The 16,208-nt window shown below is 72.6% G+C and carries 12 protein-coding genes; 4 read left to right on the forward strand and 8 right to left on the reverse strand.

All coding sequences use genetic code 11. The features are described from left to right. Positions 1-39 precede the first annotated feature (39 nt). Positions 40-1,764 (reverse strand): methionine--tRNA ligase, encoded by a 1,725-nt coding sequence (gene metG, locus KM933_RS04325; RefSeq protein ID WP_221348439.1) that lies wholly within the window; start codon positions 1,762-1,764, stop codon positions 40-42. A gap of 208 nt (positions 1,765-1,972) precedes the next feature. Beyond that, positions 1,973-3,832 (reverse strand): VWA domain-containing protein, encoded by a 1,860-nt coding sequence (locus tag KM933_RS04330; RefSeq protein ID WP_221348440.1) that lies wholly within the window; start codon positions 3,830-3,832, stop codon positions 1,973-1,975. A 246-nt stretch (positions 3,833-4,078) separates the two neighbouring features. Here KM933_RS04330 and KM933_RS04335 point away from each other — a divergent pair, with 246 nt between their 5' ends. Continuing rightward, positions 4,079-6,172 (forward strand): PhoX family protein, encoded by a 2,094-nt coding sequence (locus KM933_RS04335; protein ID WP_221348575.1) that lies wholly within the window; start codon positions 4,079-4,081, stop codon positions 6,170-6,172. 61 nt (positions 6,173-6,233) lie between these two features. Here the strand turns inward: KM933_RS04335 and KM933_RS04340 are convergent, their stop codons facing one another. Then, entirely contained in the window at positions 6,234-7,157 is a 924-nt protein-coding gene (locus KM933_RS04340) for a LysR family transcriptional regulator (protein ID WP_221348441.1), read from the reverse strand. Between the two features lie 186 nt (positions 7,158-7,343). Between KM933_RS04340 and snpA the strand changes: the two genes are divergently transcribed. Continuing rightward, positions 7,344-8,027, forward strand: a complete 684-nt coding sequence (gene snpA, locus KM933_RS04345; protein WP_221348442.1) for a snapalysin — start codon at positions 7,344-7,346, stop codon at positions 8,025-8,027. Positions 8,028-8,224: 197 nt separating this feature from the next. On the opposite strand, the gene KM933_RS04350 is transcribed toward snpA, so the two are convergent. Continuing rightward, a complete protein-coding gene (locus tag KM933_RS04350; protein ID WP_430727275.1) occupies positions 8,225-9,277 on the reverse strand; it encodes an endonuclease/exonuclease/phosphatase family protein in 1,053 nt (350 codons plus the stop codon). 192 nt (positions 9,278-9,469) lie between these two features. Beyond that, positions 9,470-10,246, reverse strand: a complete 777-nt coding sequence (locus tag KM933_RS04355; RefSeq protein ID WP_221348444.1) for an alpha/beta fold hydrolase — start codon at positions 10,244-10,246, stop codon at positions 9,470-9,472. A 95-nt stretch (positions 10,247-10,341) separates the two neighbouring features. Here KM933_RS04355 and KM933_RS04360 point away from each other — a divergent pair, with 95 nt between their 5' ends. Further along, positions 10,342-11,664, forward strand: coding sequence for an aminotransferase-like domain-containing protein (locus KM933_RS04360; protein ID WP_221348445.1), 1,323 nt, complete (start codon positions 10,342-10,344; stop codon positions 11,662-11,664). On the opposite strand, the gene KM933_RS04365 is transcribed toward KM933_RS04360, so the two are convergent. From KM933_RS04365 to KM933_RS04375, 3 genes are all read right to left on the reverse strand, one after another. Continuing rightward, positions 11,579-12,463: a hypothetical protein gene (locus tag KM933_RS04365; protein WP_221348446.1), complete on the reverse strand. Its 885-nt coding sequence runs from the start codon at positions 12,461-12,463 to the stop codon at positions 11,579-11,581. The two genes, KM933_RS04360 and KM933_RS04365, sit on opposite strands and share 86 nt — an antisense overlap. A 240-nt stretch (positions 12,464-12,703) precedes the next feature. Beyond that, positions 12,704-13,561: an ABC transporter permease gene (locus KM933_RS04370; RefSeq protein WP_221348447.1), complete on the reverse strand. Its 858-nt coding sequence runs from the start codon at positions 13,559-13,561 to the stop codon at positions 12,704-12,706. Beyond that, complete coding sequence (locus tag KM933_RS04375; protein WP_221348448.1) at positions 13,558-14,673, reverse strand: ATP-binding cassette domain-containing protein; 1,116 nt, start codon at positions 14,671-14,673, stop codon at positions 13,558-13,560. Before KM933_RS04375 ends, KM933_RS04370 begins: the two co-directional genes overlap by 4 nt. A gap of 265 nt (positions 14,674-14,938) precedes the next feature. Here KM933_RS04375 and KM933_RS04380 point away from each other — a divergent pair, with 265 nt between their 5' ends. Continuing rightward, positions 14,939-16,060 carry a PP2C family protein-serine/threonine phosphatase gene (locus tag KM933_RS04380; RefSeq protein ID WP_260333057.1) on the forward strand — a complete coding sequence of 374 codons (1,122 nt, stop codon included), beginning with the start codon at positions 14,939-14,941 and terminating at the stop codon, positions 16,058-16,060. Positions 16,061-16,208: the final 148 nt, after the last annotated feature.

Genomic DNA, 16,208 nt, shown 5'->3' on the forward strand with positions numbered 1-16,208 from the left:
GGGGAGAGGGGCGGGTGCCCGGGGCCCCTCCCCCCTCGACTACTCCGGCGCGCCGCCGAAGCGCTCCTTGTACGTTTCCAGGTCCTCGTCCGTGATCTTGGCGAAGAGGACCGGGGGGACCGTGAAGGGGGTGCCGGCCGGGACCGAGTCCAGGGTGCGGGCCTCTTCCGCGGTCACCCAGGACGCCGTGTCGGACGGCAGGGCGAAGGCCGCGCGCATGGCGGCGGACGAGGACGGGATGAAGGGTTCCGAGACCACCGCGTACAGGTGGATCAGGTTCATCGCCGTGCGGAGCGTGAGGGCCGCGCCCTCCGGGTTCGTCTTGATCTCCAGCCAGGGGGCCTTCTCCTCCAGGTAGGAGTTGCCCACCGACCACAGCGCGCGCAGGGCCGTCGCCGCCTTGCGGAACTGGAGCGCCTCCATCTGGGTCTCGTACTCGGCGAGAAGGGACGCGATCTCCTCGCCGAGCCTCGCCTCGGGGTCGCCCGCCGCCGCGCCCGCCGGGACCTCCTCGCCGAAGCGCTTCTTCGAGAAGGACAGGACGCGGTTGACGAAGTTGCCGAGGGTGTCGGCGAGGTCCTTGTTCACCGTCGCCGTGAAGTGCTCCCACGTGAACGACGCGTCGTCCGACTCGGGCGCGTTGGCGATCAGGAAGTAGCGCCAGTAGTCCGCGGGGAGGATGTCCAGGGCCTGGTCGGTGAAGACGCCCCGCTTCTGCGACGTGGAGAACTTGCCCCCGTAGTACGTCAGCCAGTTGAACGCCTTGAGCTGGTCGACCTTCTTCCACGGCTCCCGTACGCCCATCTCCGTGGCCGGGAACATCACGCTGTGGAAGGGGACGTTGTCCTTCGCCATGAACTCCGTGTAGCGCACGTCCGACGCGCCCGCCGGCTCGTACCACCACGACTTCCAGTCCCGGTTCTCCTCCGGGGCCGCGTCCGCCCACTCCTTCGTCGACCCGATGTACTCGATCGGCGCGTCGAACCAGACGTAGAAGACCTTGCCCTCCGCCGCCAGCTCCGGCCACGTGTCGGCCGGGACCGGCACGCCCCAGTCCAGGTCACGGGTGATCGCCCGGTCGTGCAGGCCCTCGGTCAGCCACTTGCGGGCGATGGAGGAGGCGAGCTGCGGCCACTCGTCGGAGACCTGGTCGATCCATGCCTCCACCTCGCCCTGCAGCTTCGACTGGAGGAGGAAGAGGTGCTTCGTCTCGCGCACTTCGAGTTCCGTCGAACCCGAGATCGCCGACCGCGGCTCGATCAGGTCGGTCGGGTCCAGGACGCGCGTGCAGTTCTCGCACTGGTCACCGCGCGCCTTGTCGTAACCGCAGTGCGGGCAGGTGCCCTCGACGTAGCGGTCGGGCAGGAAGCGGCCGTCGGCGGGCGAGTACACCTGCCGGATCGCGCGCTCCTCGATGAAGCCGTTCTCGTTCAGCCTGCGGGCGAAGTGCTGCGTCAGCTCGGCGTTCTGCGGGGAGGAGCTGCGGCCGAAGTGGTCGAAGGCGAGCTGGAAGCCGTCGTAGATCGCCTTCTGCGCGTCATGGGCCCCGGCGCAGAACTCGGCGACCGGCAGGCCCTGCTCCTTCGCCGCCAGTTCGGCCGGGGTGCCGTGCTCGTCCGTCGCGCAGATGTAGAGGACGTCGTGGCCGCGCTGGCGGAGGTACCTGGCGTACACGTCCGCCGGGAGCATGGACCCCACCATGTTGCCCAGGTGCTTGATCCCGTTGATGTACGGAAGGGCGCTGGTGATGAGGTGTCGAGCCATTGCGGGCTGCTCCCGAGTCGCTACGTGGGGTGACGGAGGGCCGGATGGTGCTTCGGCCGTCGGCCGTCTTACGAACCTTGAAATCGTAGCCGACACGGGTGGGCCGCCCGCTCCTCGTTTTACGGGACGAGAAGGGGCGGCCGGGGTGTGGGGGTGAGGAGGGGGAGGAGAGGGGGCTGAGAGGGCTGAGGGGCGGGGGAGGCGGAGGTTACGGGCGCCAGTTCGCCAGTACGCCCTCGTAGACCTCCGTGTCCGTGAGCTCGCGGGGCGTCGGGCCCGCGTGGAAGAAGGCGGTGTTGTCCGTCTTCAGCTTGCGCAGGTAGTCGAATGCCTTGTTGTCGTGCTCGCCGAACGCGATGAAGGAGAAGAAGAGACCGGGGTGGCTCTTCGCCGCGTCCGTGAGGGACTGGGTGGCCGGGGTCTTGGCGTCGGGAGCACCGTCCGTCTGGAAGACGACGAGGCCGGGGGCCGTGGGGGTGCCGGCCTTCTCGTGCAGGGCGATCACTTCCTGCACGGCCGCGTGATAGCTCGTACGTCCCATACGGCCGAGGCCGGCGTGGAGTTCGTCGATCTTGTTCTCGTGCTCGGCGAGGGTGAGCTCGCCGGTGCCGTCCAGCTCCGTGGAGAAGAAGACGACCTGGACGTTCGCCTCCGGCACCAGGTGGGCGGCGAGCGCGAGGGTCTGCTCGCCGAGCGCCTGCGCGGAGCCGTCCTTGTAGTACGGACGCATCGACGCGGAGCGGTCCAGCACGAGGTAGACCCTGGCGCGGGTGCCGGTCAGGCCCTGGTTCTCCAGGGCGGTGGCGGCGGCCTTGTAGGCGGAGAGGAGACCGGGGGCGTGGGACTCGATGTCGGGGAGGGGAGTGGCCGGGGCGGCTGCGGTGGCCGGGGTGGCCTCTTCTGCCTCTGCGTTCTCGACGCCGTCCGCGTCCTCCGCGTCCTTCGCGTTCTCCGCCTTCTCCGCCTTCTCGGTGGCGGGCTCGGCCGCGGTACCGGCTTCGGATTCGGCTTCGGCCGGCTTCTGCTCGGTCTGGTCGTCGGCGGCGACGGAGGCGGCCGACGGTTCGTCCGCCTCCGCGGTGGGCGTCTCGGGCTCCGACACCGCCTCGGCGACCGCGGCCTTCACCTCGGCCTCGGCCTCGACGGCCTTCTCCGCGGCGGCTTCGGCCTCCTCGTCGGAGGCGACGGTGGGCTCGGGCTCGGGAGTGGTCTCGGGCTCCGGGACGAGTTGGATGATCAGCTCGGGCTCCGCAGCGGCTTCGGCATGCGTGGCGGGCTCCGACTCCGGCTTCGGCTCCGGCTCCGTGTCGGCTGCGGCTGCGGCTGCGGGCTCGGGCTTCGGCTCGGGGGCGGCCTCGGCGGTGACGGGCTCGGGCTCAGCCTTCGGCTCCGGTGCCGTCCCGGCAGCGGCCTCGGCCTTCGCTTCCGGCTCCGGTTCAGGCTCGGGGGCTGCTTCGGCTTTCGCGGCGGGCTTCGGCTCGGACTTCTTCCGCTCCGGCTCCGCGTCGGGCTCGGCCGCCACCGGCTCCGGCTCGGGAGCGGTCTCGGCCTTCGCGGCCGGCTCCGGCTCCGCCGCCGTCTCGGCTACGGGCTCGCTCTTCGCCTCGGACTCCGTCGCCTCAGCCTCAGCCTCGGGCTTCGCCTCCACCTCGGGCTCGGGCTTCGCAGCCGTGGCGGGCTCCGGCTCGACGGCAGGCTCGGCCTTCGCCTCGGCTGTCTCCTCCGCGGGCTTCGCCTCAGCTTCGGGCTCCGGCTCGGACTTCCGCTCGGTCGGCGCAGGCGCAGCCGCCTGCTTCGGGACCGTCACGTTGTCGAACGCCGCCGAGACGAGGTCGTCCACCACGGACGCCTTGCGCTCGGTCCGGTGCTCGGCCTCGCGCTCGGCAGCCGGCGCGGGGACGGACGCCTCGGGCTCGGCTGCCGCGGGCGTGGGCTCGGGAGCCGTCTCCTGCCGGGCCGCCGGCACGGTCGGCTCGGCGGTGGCAGAGGTGGAGGGGTCCGCGGCAGCGGCAGACTCTCCCTTGCGTGACTTTCCGAACGCATTCCGCAGGCGGGTGAGAATGCCCATGTGCGCAACCCTTCGCATGAGTTGTTTCCGTCGATCCCTGGCCAGGACGGACACGTAAGGTTATCCGCAGGATTCGGGGATCTTGGGCAGGGTCGCCGATGCCTGTCAACTTAGGTACGCCTTACCTTCCCTTTGCCTTGGCGCCCCTGCGGACCGATGGGGTTCACCGATCGTTCACCTTCTGGCTGCGCCCTCGCACGGGTGTGCCCCTAGCGTCGCGACAGACACAGACATAGGGGAGTGAACGTGCGCAACCTGCTGCCGCTGATCGGCCCGACCGGATCACACCCGGGCGGCCGTTCCGAGATGACCTGCCGCTACCGCTGTGGTGACGCCTGCTTCCACCCGGCGCCCAACACCAGCGCCAACGAATACGTCGGCGACGTCATCGCCGGGGCGCTCAGCCGCCGGTCCATGATGCGCGCCGCCGCCGCGGTGACCGTGACCACGGCGGCCGGGAGCGCGGTCCTCGGCGCCGGCGCGGCCCCCGCCGCGGCCGCCCCCGCCCCCGCCGCGAAGGGCTCGCACGGGTCGCACGGCGCGCACGGTTCGAAGGGCAAGGCAGCCCGCGGCCTGCGCTTCACCCCCGTCGCGCCGAACACCGCCGACGCCGTGACCGTCCCCGAGGGCTACGGCCAGAACGTGGTCATCCGCTGGGGCGAGCCCATCCTGCGCGGCGCCCCGGCCTTCGACCCGGACAGGCAGACCGCCAAGGCGCAGGCGGGCCAGTTCGGCTACAACTGCGACTTCCTCGCCCTGCTCCCGCTGCCGGGCGAGCGCGGCCGCCAGCTGCTCGTGGCGAACCACGAGTACACGGACGAGGTCCTGATGTTCAAGGGCTACGACCCCGCCAACCCGACCCGCGAGCAGGTGGAGATCGCCTGGGCCGCCCACGGTCTGGGTGTCGTCGTGGTCGAGGAGGACCGGCGCAGCGGCAAGCTCACCGCCGTGCCCCGCCACCACCTCAACCGGCGGGTGACCGCGACCACCGAGTTCCGGGTGACGGGTCCCGCGGCCGGTTCGGAGCTGCTCAGGACCTCCGCCGACCCGACCGGCAAGAAGGTCCTCGGCACGCTCAACAACTGCGCAGGCGGCGAGACCCCGTGGGGCACGACGCTGCACGGCGAGGAGAACTTCAACCAGTACTTCGCCAACGGCAGCCGGACGACCGACACCCGCTACGGCATCGGCACCGGGACCACCGAGCGCAAGTGGGAGCGGTTCGACAAGCGCTTCGACATCGCCCAGGAGCCGAACGAGGTGCACCGCTTCGGCTACATCGTCGAGCTGGACCCGTACGACCCCACCTCCACGCCCCGCAAGCGCACCGCGCTCGGCCGGTTCAAGCACGAGGGCGCGACCATCCGCCTCACGGACGACGGCCGCCCGGTCGCCTACACGGGCGACGACGAGCGCTTCGACTACATGTACAAGTTCGTCGGCAGCAAGCGGATGCGCCACGGCAACAGCCGCGCCGCCCGCGAGCACAACATGACCCTGCTCGACGAGGGCACGCTGTACGTCGCCAAGCTCACCGGCGACTCCCCGGCCATCGAGGTCGACGGCACCGGCAAGCTCCCGGCCGACGGCGAGTTCGACGGCGGCGGCACGTGGATCCCGCTGGCCACGGCCACCGCCAAGGGCGCCGTCTCGCACGTCCCGGGCATGACCGCCGAGGAGGTGTACGTCTTCACGCGTCTCGCCGGCGACAAGGTGGGCGCCACGAAGATGGACCGCCCCGAGGACATCCAGCCCTCCCCGCACACCGGCAAGGTGTACGTCGCCCTGACGAACAACACCAACCGCGGTGTCGGCTCCAACGCCAAGGCGGACGAGGCCAACCCGCGCAACGCCAACAAGCACGGGCACGTCCTGGAGCTGACCGAGCGCCGCAACCGCGCCGACGCCACGAGCTTCGCCTGGTCGCTGTTCCTGGTCGCGGGCGACCCGAAGGACCCGGCCACGTACTTCGCGGGCTACCCGAAGGACAAGGTCAGCCAGATCTCCTGCCCGGACAACGTGGCCTTCGACCCGCACGGCAACCTGTGGATCTCCACCGACGGCGCCCAGCTCGGCTCCCACGACGGCCTGTTCGGCGTGGCGACGAAGGGCGAGCGGCGCGGTGAGCTGAAGCAGTTCCTGACCGTGCCGAAGGGCGCCGAGACCTGCGGCCCGATCGTCCAGGACCGCCGCGTCCTGGTGGCGGTCCAGCACCCGGGCGAGATCACCGGCGCCACCGTCGAGAACCCGGCCAGCACCTGGCCCGACGGTCCCGGCAGGATCGTCCGCCCGGCGGTCGTGGCCGTCTGGCGCAAGGACGGCCAGGACATCGGCGTCTGACACGAGTGGGGGCACCCCGTCCTTGACGGGGTGCCCCCACTCGTCGGGGACGCTCCCGCCCTCACACCCCCACCAGATCCAGCCACTCCCCATAGCCGGGTGCCTCCCGTGCGACCTCTGCGTACGCCTCCCAGAGCTCGGGGAAGACGAGGTCCAGCTCCCCTTCCGTACGCGCCGCGAGCAGCAGCCGGACCCCCAGCGGGTCCCCCTGGATCCGCCGCACCGCCATCTCCGGCCTTACCTGGCACGTCGGCTGGCACACCGTGACGACCTCACCGGTGGCGACCAGCGAGGCGGCCGTGTGGTAGTCCCCGTGCAGTACCCGCGGCCGCAGCCCCGCCGCCCGCAGCATGCGGTGCACGGCGTCCCACTCGCCGTCGACCGTCGGATCGATCATCCACCGGTCCCCGGCCAGGTCGGAGAGCTGCACCTCCTCGCGCGCGGCCGCCGGATGGTCGGCCGGCAGGGAGACGAACTGCGGCTCGCGTTCGATCAGGACGCGCAGCGCGAGCCCGTCCGGCACCCGCAGCGGACTGCCCTCGACCTCGTGCACGAAGGCCACGTCGAGCCGTCCGTCGGCGAGCATGCGCAGCAGGGCGTTCGGGGAGACGTCCATCTGCAGGACCGGCTCCCGCTGCTGTGCGCGCAGCCGCCGCAGCCAGCCCGCGAGGGCGCGGCTGGCGGTGGAGCCGATACGCAGCTGCGGCCCGTCGGCGTCCGTCGCGGCGGCCCGGGCCTCCGCGACCAGGGCCCGCATTTCGGCCACCAGCGGCCGGGCGCGGCCGAGGACGACCAGGCCCAGCGGGGTCGGCCGGCAGCCGGTGCGCTCGCGGAGGAAGAGGGGGCCGCCGAGCTCCTGCTCGATGCGTTTGAGCTGGGTGCTCAACGAGGGTTGTGACACGCCGAGCTGCCGGGCGGCCCGGTGCAGGCTGCCGGTGTCGGCTATGGCGCACAGCGCGCGGAGGTGCCTCACCTCGAGGTCCATGGCGTCGGAGCCTAAAGCGGAAGTATGGCTTTCACCAGACGCACAAACCCTCCTCAAAAGAGGCGACTTGGCTGATCGTTTCCGAACGGATAGGTGCGTCCTATCACCGTTTGGCATCATCACAGCGGCCTCACGGACGCCGAAACTCACCGATGACGACTTCACCCCCCACGCAAGGAGTCATCGATGCGACTGTCCACCCCCCTGCTCTCCGCCGCGGTCGGCCTCGGCCTCACCGCCGCCGCGCTCGGCACCGTCCCGGCCGCCGCGGCCCCGGCGCCGGAGCCGGCGTCCGCCGCCTCCACCGTCTCCACCGCGGGTTCCTTCGCGGGCTACAACGGTTCCGGCGAGGAGGCGAAGGCCAATCAGGCATTCTTCGACGCCGTGCTGAAGTCCGTGGCGGAGCAGCGTGCCGCGAACCCGAAGTCCACCGCCGCCGTCACCGTCACCTACAACGCCTCGGCCGCGCCGACCTTCGCCTCCCAGATAGCCCGCAGTACGCAGATCTGGAACAGCTCCGTCACCAACGTCAGACTCCAGGCCGGCACCAGCGGGGCGAACTTCACGTACCGCGAGGGCAACGACTCGCGCGGTTCGTACGCCTCCACGGACGGGCACGGACGCGGCTACATCTTCCTCGACTACCGGCAGAACCAGCAGTACAACTCCACCCGGGTGACCGCCCACGAGACCGGGCACGTGCTCGGGCTCCCCGACCACTACTCCGGGCCGTGCAGCGAGTTGATGTCGGGCGGCGGTCCGGGCACGTCCTGCACGAACGCGACCCCCAACGCGGCGGAGCGGGCGCGGGTCAACCAGCTCTGGGCCAACGGCCTCGCGAAGGCGCTGGCGAAGGTCAACCAGGACTAGGACCGGGCCGGACCCGACCGGGCCTGACCCGACCTGACCGGGCCTGACCCGACCGGGCCGTTCTGACCGGGGCCCGCGGGGCCCCCTCGGACGTACCATCCCACCCCCCACGGACGTGGGCCGCCTCTCCTGCACAGAGGGCGGCCCACGTCGTCATGTCCGGGGTCACGGGGTCACGGGGTCATGAGGCCACGGGGTCACGGGCTCTTGTTGAGGGTCAGGTCCACGACGAGCGCCCGGTGGTCGGTGTCCCCGAGGTCCAGGAAACGGGTCCGGTGCGCGGTGAAGCCCCGGGACACCAGGACGTGGTCGATCTGGGCGCCCAGGGCCGGGGCCGTCAGGGCGGGCCAGGTCGGGGTGCGGGTGTCGCCGGTCAGGCGGGCGCCGTCCATGAGGCCGGTGTCCAGGATGCGGCGGAAGGCCGCGTGGTCCTGGGAGGCGTTGAAGTCGCCCGCGACGACCGTGGGGCGGCCGGCGTTCGCGGCGGCGTAGTCGCGCAGGGCGGACAGCTCCTCGCGCCAGGTGTCCAGGTGTGCCGGGAGCGGCGGCATGGGGTGGGCCAGTTGCAGACGGATCTCGTGCCCGTCCACGTCGGCGGTGGCGCCGGGCATGCCCATGGTGGCGCGGATGCCCTTCGCCGGCCTGAGGGGGTGGCGGCTGAGGATGACGGAACCGTCGGAACCGGCTCCCTCGACGGCCTGTCGGTAGGGATAGCCGCCTGCTCCGCTCTTCTCGCTCCCCCCGCTCCCCCCGCCGTTCTTGCCGAGGGTCCGATCCAGTGCCTTCATGCAGGTGTCCTCGCACTCCTGGACGAAGACGAAGTCGGGGCGCTGCTTCCCGACCGCCTCGATCAGGGCGTCCGTGGCCCGGCCGAACTCGACGTTCGAGGTGAGGACGCGGACCTCGGCGACCGGTACGCCGCCGGGTTCCATGGTCTTGCCGTACGGCTCGATGTACCAGGCGGTCACACCGAGGGCGGCCACGCCCCAGACGAGTCCGGTGCGCCAGCGGGACAGCAGGGCGAACAGGAGGGCCACGCCGGTGGGGGCGAGGAGCCAGGGCAGGAACGCGAGGAGCTGGGGTACGGGGGTGACGGCGTCGGTGTCCGCGATGCGGCAGCCGAGGACGACGCTCACGCCGAGGAGGAGCAGGCCGGCGAACCAGGCGCCGGCCCGGGTGCGGCCGTGCCGGGGTATCGGGCCCCCGTCGTCCCGGGTCCACTCGGCCGTCCCGGCCGTCGTGCTCCGCAAGGTCACCCCTTCCGTCCCAGGCGTCTGCATGCGTCTGCATGCGCCTGCATGCGTCTGCATGGATCTTCTCTCAAAGACGGGGGGAGTGCGTGCGAGGTTGCTCCGCGGGTTCCCGGGGGCCGGCCGGTGAGGGCTGAGCGCGCAGTTCCCCGCGTCCCTGAAAAGCGGGGCTGCTCCCCGGCCGGCAACCCCTCAAACGCGGGCCAGCAGGCCGGCCACGGCCTCGTTGAAGTCCGCCGGACGCTCCAGGTTCGGCAGGTGTGCCGCGCCCCGTACCACCCGCAGGACCGAGTCCGGGAGGGCCTCGTGCATCGCCTGCGCCTCCGCCACGGGGGTGAACCCGTCGTCCTCGCCCACCACCACCAGCGTGGGCACGCCGACCCGTGTCAGCAGTTCGCGGTAGTCGGGCCGCTCCGCCCGCCCCCGCAGGGCCGCCGCGGCCCCCTCGGGCGGCGTGCCCGTCATCATGCGGTGGACGTGGGCCGCCACCTCCGGGCGGGCGTACGGCGCGACCATCCCGTACAGGACCTCCTCGGCGTACCCGGCCATCCCTTCGCGCAGCAGCCGGTCGGCCGTCGCGTTGCGGGACTTCCTGCCCGCCGGGGTCTCCGCGGCCGGGGAGGTGTCCGCCAGGAGCAGGCCCCGGACACGCCCGGGGAACAGCCGGTGGAACTCCATGGCGATCTGACCGCCCATCGACAGTCCTCCGAGGACGAATTCGGGTATCCGGAGGTCGTCGAGGAGGGCCGCGACGTCCTCGACGAGGACGGCGAACGGGGTGGTCCCGGGAACCACCGGGGACGCGCCGTAGCCGCGCAGGTCCGGCGTGACCACCCGGCGGTCCGGGGAGAAGGCGGCCACCTGGGGGGCCCACATCGTGCGGTCGAAGGGATGGCCGTGGATCAGGACGAGGGGCGGCGCCGTGGAAGCGCGCGGGCCGCTGTCCCCGTACGCGAGGAAGGGAGCCATGGGACGGACCCTAGGCCGCGTCGACTGCTCGGTGCAATAAGGTCTTTGCTCTCGGTGCAATCCGGGTGCGTCGTGCGATCGAGGGAGGGACGGACGTGGAGGACTACCGGCGCATCGCCGACCGGCTGGCCGAGGAGATCTACTCGGGACGGCTGAAGGCCGGTGAACGGCTGCCGCCGCAGCGGGTGTTCGCCCGGCGGCGCCGTATCGCGGGATCCACCGCCGGGCGCGTGTACGGGGAGCTGGTGCGGCGCGGGCTCGTCGTCGGCGAGGTCGGGCGCGGCACCTACGTACGGGCCTCGCCGGTGCCGTCGGGCCGGTCCCTCACCGAGGCCACGCCCGGGGTGTCCGTCAACCTGGAACTCAACTACCCGTCGGTGGAGGGCCAGTCGGAGCTGCTGGCGGCCGGACTCGCGCCGCTGCTGCGGCCCGACGTGCTCGGTGAGGCGACCCGTACCGTCCCGGCCGCCGGGACCGCCGCCGCGCGCGAGGCCGCCGCGGGGCTGCTGGGCGGCTCCGGCTGGCGGCCCCGGCCGGACCAGTTGCTCTTCGCGGGCAACGCGCGGCAGGCCGTCGCGGGCGTCCTCGCCTCACTGGTCCGGCCCGGCGGGCGGATCGGCGTGGAGGCGCTGACGTATCCGCTGGTCAAGGAGATCGCGGCGCGCATCGGCTGCCCGCTCGTGCCGCTCGCCACGGACGAGGAGGGGGTGCGGCCCGACGCCGTCGCCGCGGCCCACCGCGCCGCGCCGCTCTCCGCCCTGTACGTGCAGCCGACGCTGCACAATCCGACCTCGGTGACGGCCGGCGACGCGCGCAAGCGCGAACTGGCCGCAGTGGTCAGGGACGTGGACCTGCCCGTGGTGGAGGACCGCATCTGGTCCTTCCTCCACGAGGAGGGCGTGCCGTTCGCCGCCTACGCCCCCGAGCGCGTCCATGTCGTCGACGGTCTGTCGAAGCGGGTCGCGCCCGGCCTGACCGTCGGCTTCCTCGTCGTCCCGGAGGGGCGGAGCGGCGCGGTGGCCGGGGCGCTGCGGTCGGGCGGGTGGACGGCGGGAGGGTTCGCGCTGGAGGCGGGCACGCGGTGGATCCGGGACGGGACGGTCGAGCGGCTCGTCGCGCGCAAACGGGCGGACGCGGCCCGGCGGCAGCGCGTCGTCGCGGAACTGCTCGGCGCGTTCACGGTACGGGCCGATCCGCACGCGTACCACGCCTGGTGGGAGCTGCCCGCGCCCTGGCGCGCGGACACCTTCACGGCGGCCGCCGCCGCACGCGGCATCGCGGTCACCCCGGGGTCCGCCTTCGCCGTGGGGCCGCAGGGCGCGCCGGACGCGGTCAGGCTCGGGCTCGCCTCGGTTCCGGTTCCGGTGCTGGGGCAGGCGCTGCGGACGCTGCGCGACGTCGTGCGCGGCGCTCCGTGAGCCGGGCGGCCAGGGCCACCGTGAGCCCGAGGGCGAGGAGGGTCCAGGTGGCCGTGCGCAGGGTCCCGGTGAGGGCGTCGTAGACCGCGCCCGCCGCCGCGCGCGGGACGTGCTCGGGGAGGCCGGAGAGGGTCAGGGCGCGTCCGGCGGCCGTGGCGAGGGCCAGCAGCGCGGCGCCCAGGGCGGTGCCGAGCGCCGTGGCCGTGACGGCACGACGGCGGCGTACGGCCAGCAGGATGCCGCAGACGGCCAGCGCGACCGTCGCCAGGGGGAGCCAGAAGCCCGCGACCTCCAGCGTGCGGAACCCCTTCCGCAACGGGCCCGCCTCGCGGGCGCGCAGGACGGTGACCTCGGTGCGCGCGACGGGGATGCGGTCCGCCAGCGGCACGTGGTCGTCGGTCAGCCGGGTCTTCAGCCGGGACGCGACCGGCGCCAGGTCGAGCGTGACGGCACGCTCGCCGTCGTCGCGCAGGGCCCGCAGGACGGTGCGGTGCGCGGCCCGGTTCGCCGTGTTCCACGCCCTGCGGAAGGCCTCCGTACCGGTGAAGGAGCGGACCGCCCGGCGGACGTATGCGCGGACCTCGTCCTCCAGCGGTCCCACCTCGACCTCGTTCATGATCCCGTCGGTGACGGTGTCCGTGACGGCGCCCCGCACGTCGGCGCCGGCGGCCAGCGGTGCCATCGTGTCGACGTACCGGCCGGTGTCGCCGATCTCGTACTTCGCCCACGCCGCGAACCCGGCCGGCGGCACGAGGACGCAGGCGAGCACGATCAGCAGCGCCGAGAGGACTTTGCGCACCCCTCAAGGAAGGACCCCCGGCCGTGCCCTCCGCCCGCGGGGCACGGCCGGGGTGACTGCATCCGGCCGCGGATTACGTTCTTCCGGGGGATCCAGGGGGATCCCGGGGCCCCAGGGGGATCCGGGGGATTTCGGGATTCCGGAGCCCGGTGGCCCCGGCGGCCCCGGTGGCCCCGGTGGCCCCGGTGGCCCCGGCGGCCCCGGCAGCCCCGGGAGGCTCGGTGGCCCCGGGAGGGCCGGTCACTTGCGGTTGTAGAGCCTCATCGTGACCGGGCCGAAGACCGCGACCAGCACGCCGGCCCAGCCCAGCGTCCACGCGATCTCCGCGCTCGGCCAGGAACCGTCCATCAGGCCGCGCACCGCCGAGGAGAGGTGGGTGACGGGGTTGTTGTTGACGAATGCCTGCAGCCAGCCGGGCATCGTCTCGGGACGGACGAAGATGTCGCTGAGGAAGGTCAGCGGGAACAGGATCATCATGCTCACGCCCATCACCGACTTCTCCGTGCGCAGCAGCAGTCCGAACATCGTCCACACCCAGGAGAAGGCGAACGAGAAGACGATCAGGAGCAGGACGCCCGCCAGCACGCCCCGGACGCCGCCGTCCGGGCGGAAACCCATGATCAGGCCCACCGTCAGCATCACGGCCGACGCGATCGTGTAGCGCAGGGCGTCGCCGAGCAGATAGCCGACCAGCGTCGACGGACGCCAGATGGGCAGCGAGCGGAAGCGGTCGAAGACGCCCTTCTCGATGTCGATGTTGACCGCGAGACCCGTGTACATCGTGATCATCACGACCGACATCACGAGGATGCCGGGAAGCAGGTACTGGATGTACTCCCGCGGGGAGCCGGCGAGCGCGCCCCCGAACAGGTACGTGTACATCAGCACCAGCATGATCGGGAACGCGGTCACGTCGAAGAGCTGCTCGGGGACGTGCTTGATCTTGAGCATCGCCCGCCAGCCGAAGGTGAGGGACGTCTGCAGGGCGTTGGGCCGCGGCGGCCGCTTCCCGCCGACGAGGAGCGCGGCGAGGTCCGTGGTGCTGACCGGTGCGAGGTCCGCGGTCTCCGCGGTGGTGGACCGGGTTGCGGTGCTCATGCCGTGGCCTCTTTCGGGTGCGGGAGGTCGGATACGGGCCGCGGGTCGCCGGGCCGCGGGTCGCCGGACCGCGGATGGTCGGGTTGCTGGTGGTCGGGCTGTTGGTGGTCGGACTTCCCGGTGAGGGCGAGGAACACCTCGTCCAGGCTCGGCTGTCCGAGGGAGAAGTTGTCGACGGTGATGCCCGCGCGGGCGAGCTCGGCGAGGGCCCGGGACGCCTTCTTGGCGGCGTCCTTCCCGTTCCGGGTGCCGTTGCCGTTGCCGTTGCCGTTGCCCACGCGGGCCGTCAGGGCCACCGGGTCCGGCTCCAGCTGGATCTCCGCGTCGAGGACCCCCCGGAGCAGCCGCTCCGCGTCCGGGCGCCGGTCCGCGTCCCGCAGCCGTACGTGCACGGATCCCGCGCCCACCGACGCCTTCAGCTCGCCCTTGGTGCCCTCGGCGATGACCCGGCCCCGGTCGATGACGGCGATCCGGGACGCCAGCTGGTCGGCCTCGTCGAGGTACTGGGTCGTCAGCAGGACCGTCGTGCCCTGGGCGACGACCGCCCGCACGATCTCCCAGACCTGGTTGCGGCTGCGCGGGTCCAGGCCCGTCGTCGGCTCGTCCAGGAACAGCAGCTCCGGGGTGTTCAGGATGGACGCGGCGATGTCGATGCGGCGCCGCATGCCGCCGGAGTAGTTCTTCACCTGGCGGCCGGCCGCCTCCGACAGGCCGAAGGCATCCAGGAGCTGGGCCGCGCGGTCGTACGAGTCCTTCTTGGCGTGGCCGGTCAGCCGGGCCAGCAGGACGAGGTTCTCGGTGCCGGTCAGGTCCTCGTCCACCGAGGCGTACTGGCCGGTGAGGCTCACCCGGCTGCGGACCGCGTCCGCCTCCCGTACGACGTCGTGGCCGAAGACGCGGGCCTCGCCGCCGTCGGGGCGCAGCAGGGTCGCCAGCATGCGTACGGTCGTGGTCTTGCCGGCGCCGTTCGGGCCGAGCAGGCCGTAGACCGTGCCCGCCTCGATGCGCAGGTCGACCCCGTCGACCGCGCGGGTGTCGCCGAAGGTCTTCACCAGGCCCGCGGTCTCGATGGCCGGCCCGGCCCAGGGGCCGGTGCGGTTGCTGCTCGTCATGTCGGTCCGCCCATCCGCGTCGTTCTCGTGGCTCGTCGTGGTCTTGTCGTGGTCTTGTCGTGGTCCTGGGATGCAGACCCCTGGTGCCGCGAAAACTCATCGGCCCATGAGTGCCGGGTGGGGGCGGGTGCCCCCGGTCGCTGCCGGGTCCGGCGTGCGGCGCGTCCGCGTGCGTGGTTCGCTGGGGAACGTGGACCGCACGGAAGAGCTCCCCCGTGCCCAGCGGCGGCAGTTGCTCCGTGTACGCGGACGGAGCATCGCCTGGATGCCCCCGCTGCTCCTGCTCGTCGCGATCGCCGTGATCGACAGCAACACCTCGGGCGAGTTCAGGATCATCTCCTGGATCGTCCTGGTGCCGGGCATCGCCGCGGCCGTCTGCGGACTCAGGGGCACGGCCGTCCTCGCCGTGCTCGCCCTCGTCACCTACATCGAGGTGGACACCGCCTGGCCGCACCAGGACCAGACCGGCCTCCCCGACTTCATCCTCGTCGCCGTGGGCGGCGCCCTCGCGACGGCGGCGTGCGCCGTCCGGGTGCGCGAGGAGCGGCGGATGCTGCACATGCGCGACGTGGCCGACACGACCCGCCGCACCGTCCTGCGCCTGCTGCCCTCCCCCTGGGGCGGACTGGAGCACGCGGCCGTCTACCTGGCCTCCGACAGCGAGGCCCGCGTCGGCGGCGACTTCTACGACATCCAGCCGGGCCCGCACGGCACCCGCGTCCTCCTCGGGGACGTCCAGGGCAAGGGCCTGCCCGCCGTCGACGCGGCCGCCGCCCTGCTCGGCACCTTCCGTGAGGCCGCGTACCACGAGGCGTCCCTGGCCGTCGTCGCCGAACGGCTGGAGGTGCGGATGAGCCGCCACCGCCAGTACGTGACGGACCTCGGCGGGCGACCGCGGCGCGGCGTGGGCGTGGATGTGGGGGTGGGGGTGGAGCGCTTCGCGACGGCGGTGCTCGTTGCGTTCCCGCCGCCCGGCGTCCCCGGTGCCCCCGGCGGCCACATCGAGGTCGTCAACTTCGGGCACGAGCCGCCGCTGGTGGCGGGGGCGTCCGGGATACGTCTCCTGCCGTCCGGCGACGGCCTGCCGCTCGGCCTGACAGGGCTCGCCGGGCCGGACTCGCGCGTCCCGCCGGTCCACCGGGTGCCGTTCGCCCCCGACGAGACCCTGCTGCTCGTCACGGACGGCGTGACCGAGGCCCGCGACGCCGACGGTGTCTTCTTCCCCCTGCACGCCCGGGTCGCCCTGGCCGTCTCCACCGACCCCGCCGCCGCCCGCCCCCGCCCCCTGGTGGAACTGGTCAGGGAGGGCACCCTGCGCCACAGCACCGGTCACCTGGTGGACGACACGACGATCTTCGCCGTACGACAGGTGCGACAACGGACGTGACGGCGGACATGACGGCGGGTGTGACGGCGAACGTGACGGAGGGTGTGACGGCCCGGCGGACGACACCGACCGACCCGTACCGCCCCCGTACCGAACCACTTTGCACCCGCACCCGTTACCGTGACGCCGTGGTGATCCAAGGGGAGGA

The organism is Streptomyces beigongshangae (assembly GCF_019710745.1).
Classification (GTDB): domain Bacteria; phylum Actinomycetota; class Actinomycetes; order Streptomycetales; family Streptomycetaceae; genus Streptomyces; species Streptomyces beigongshangae.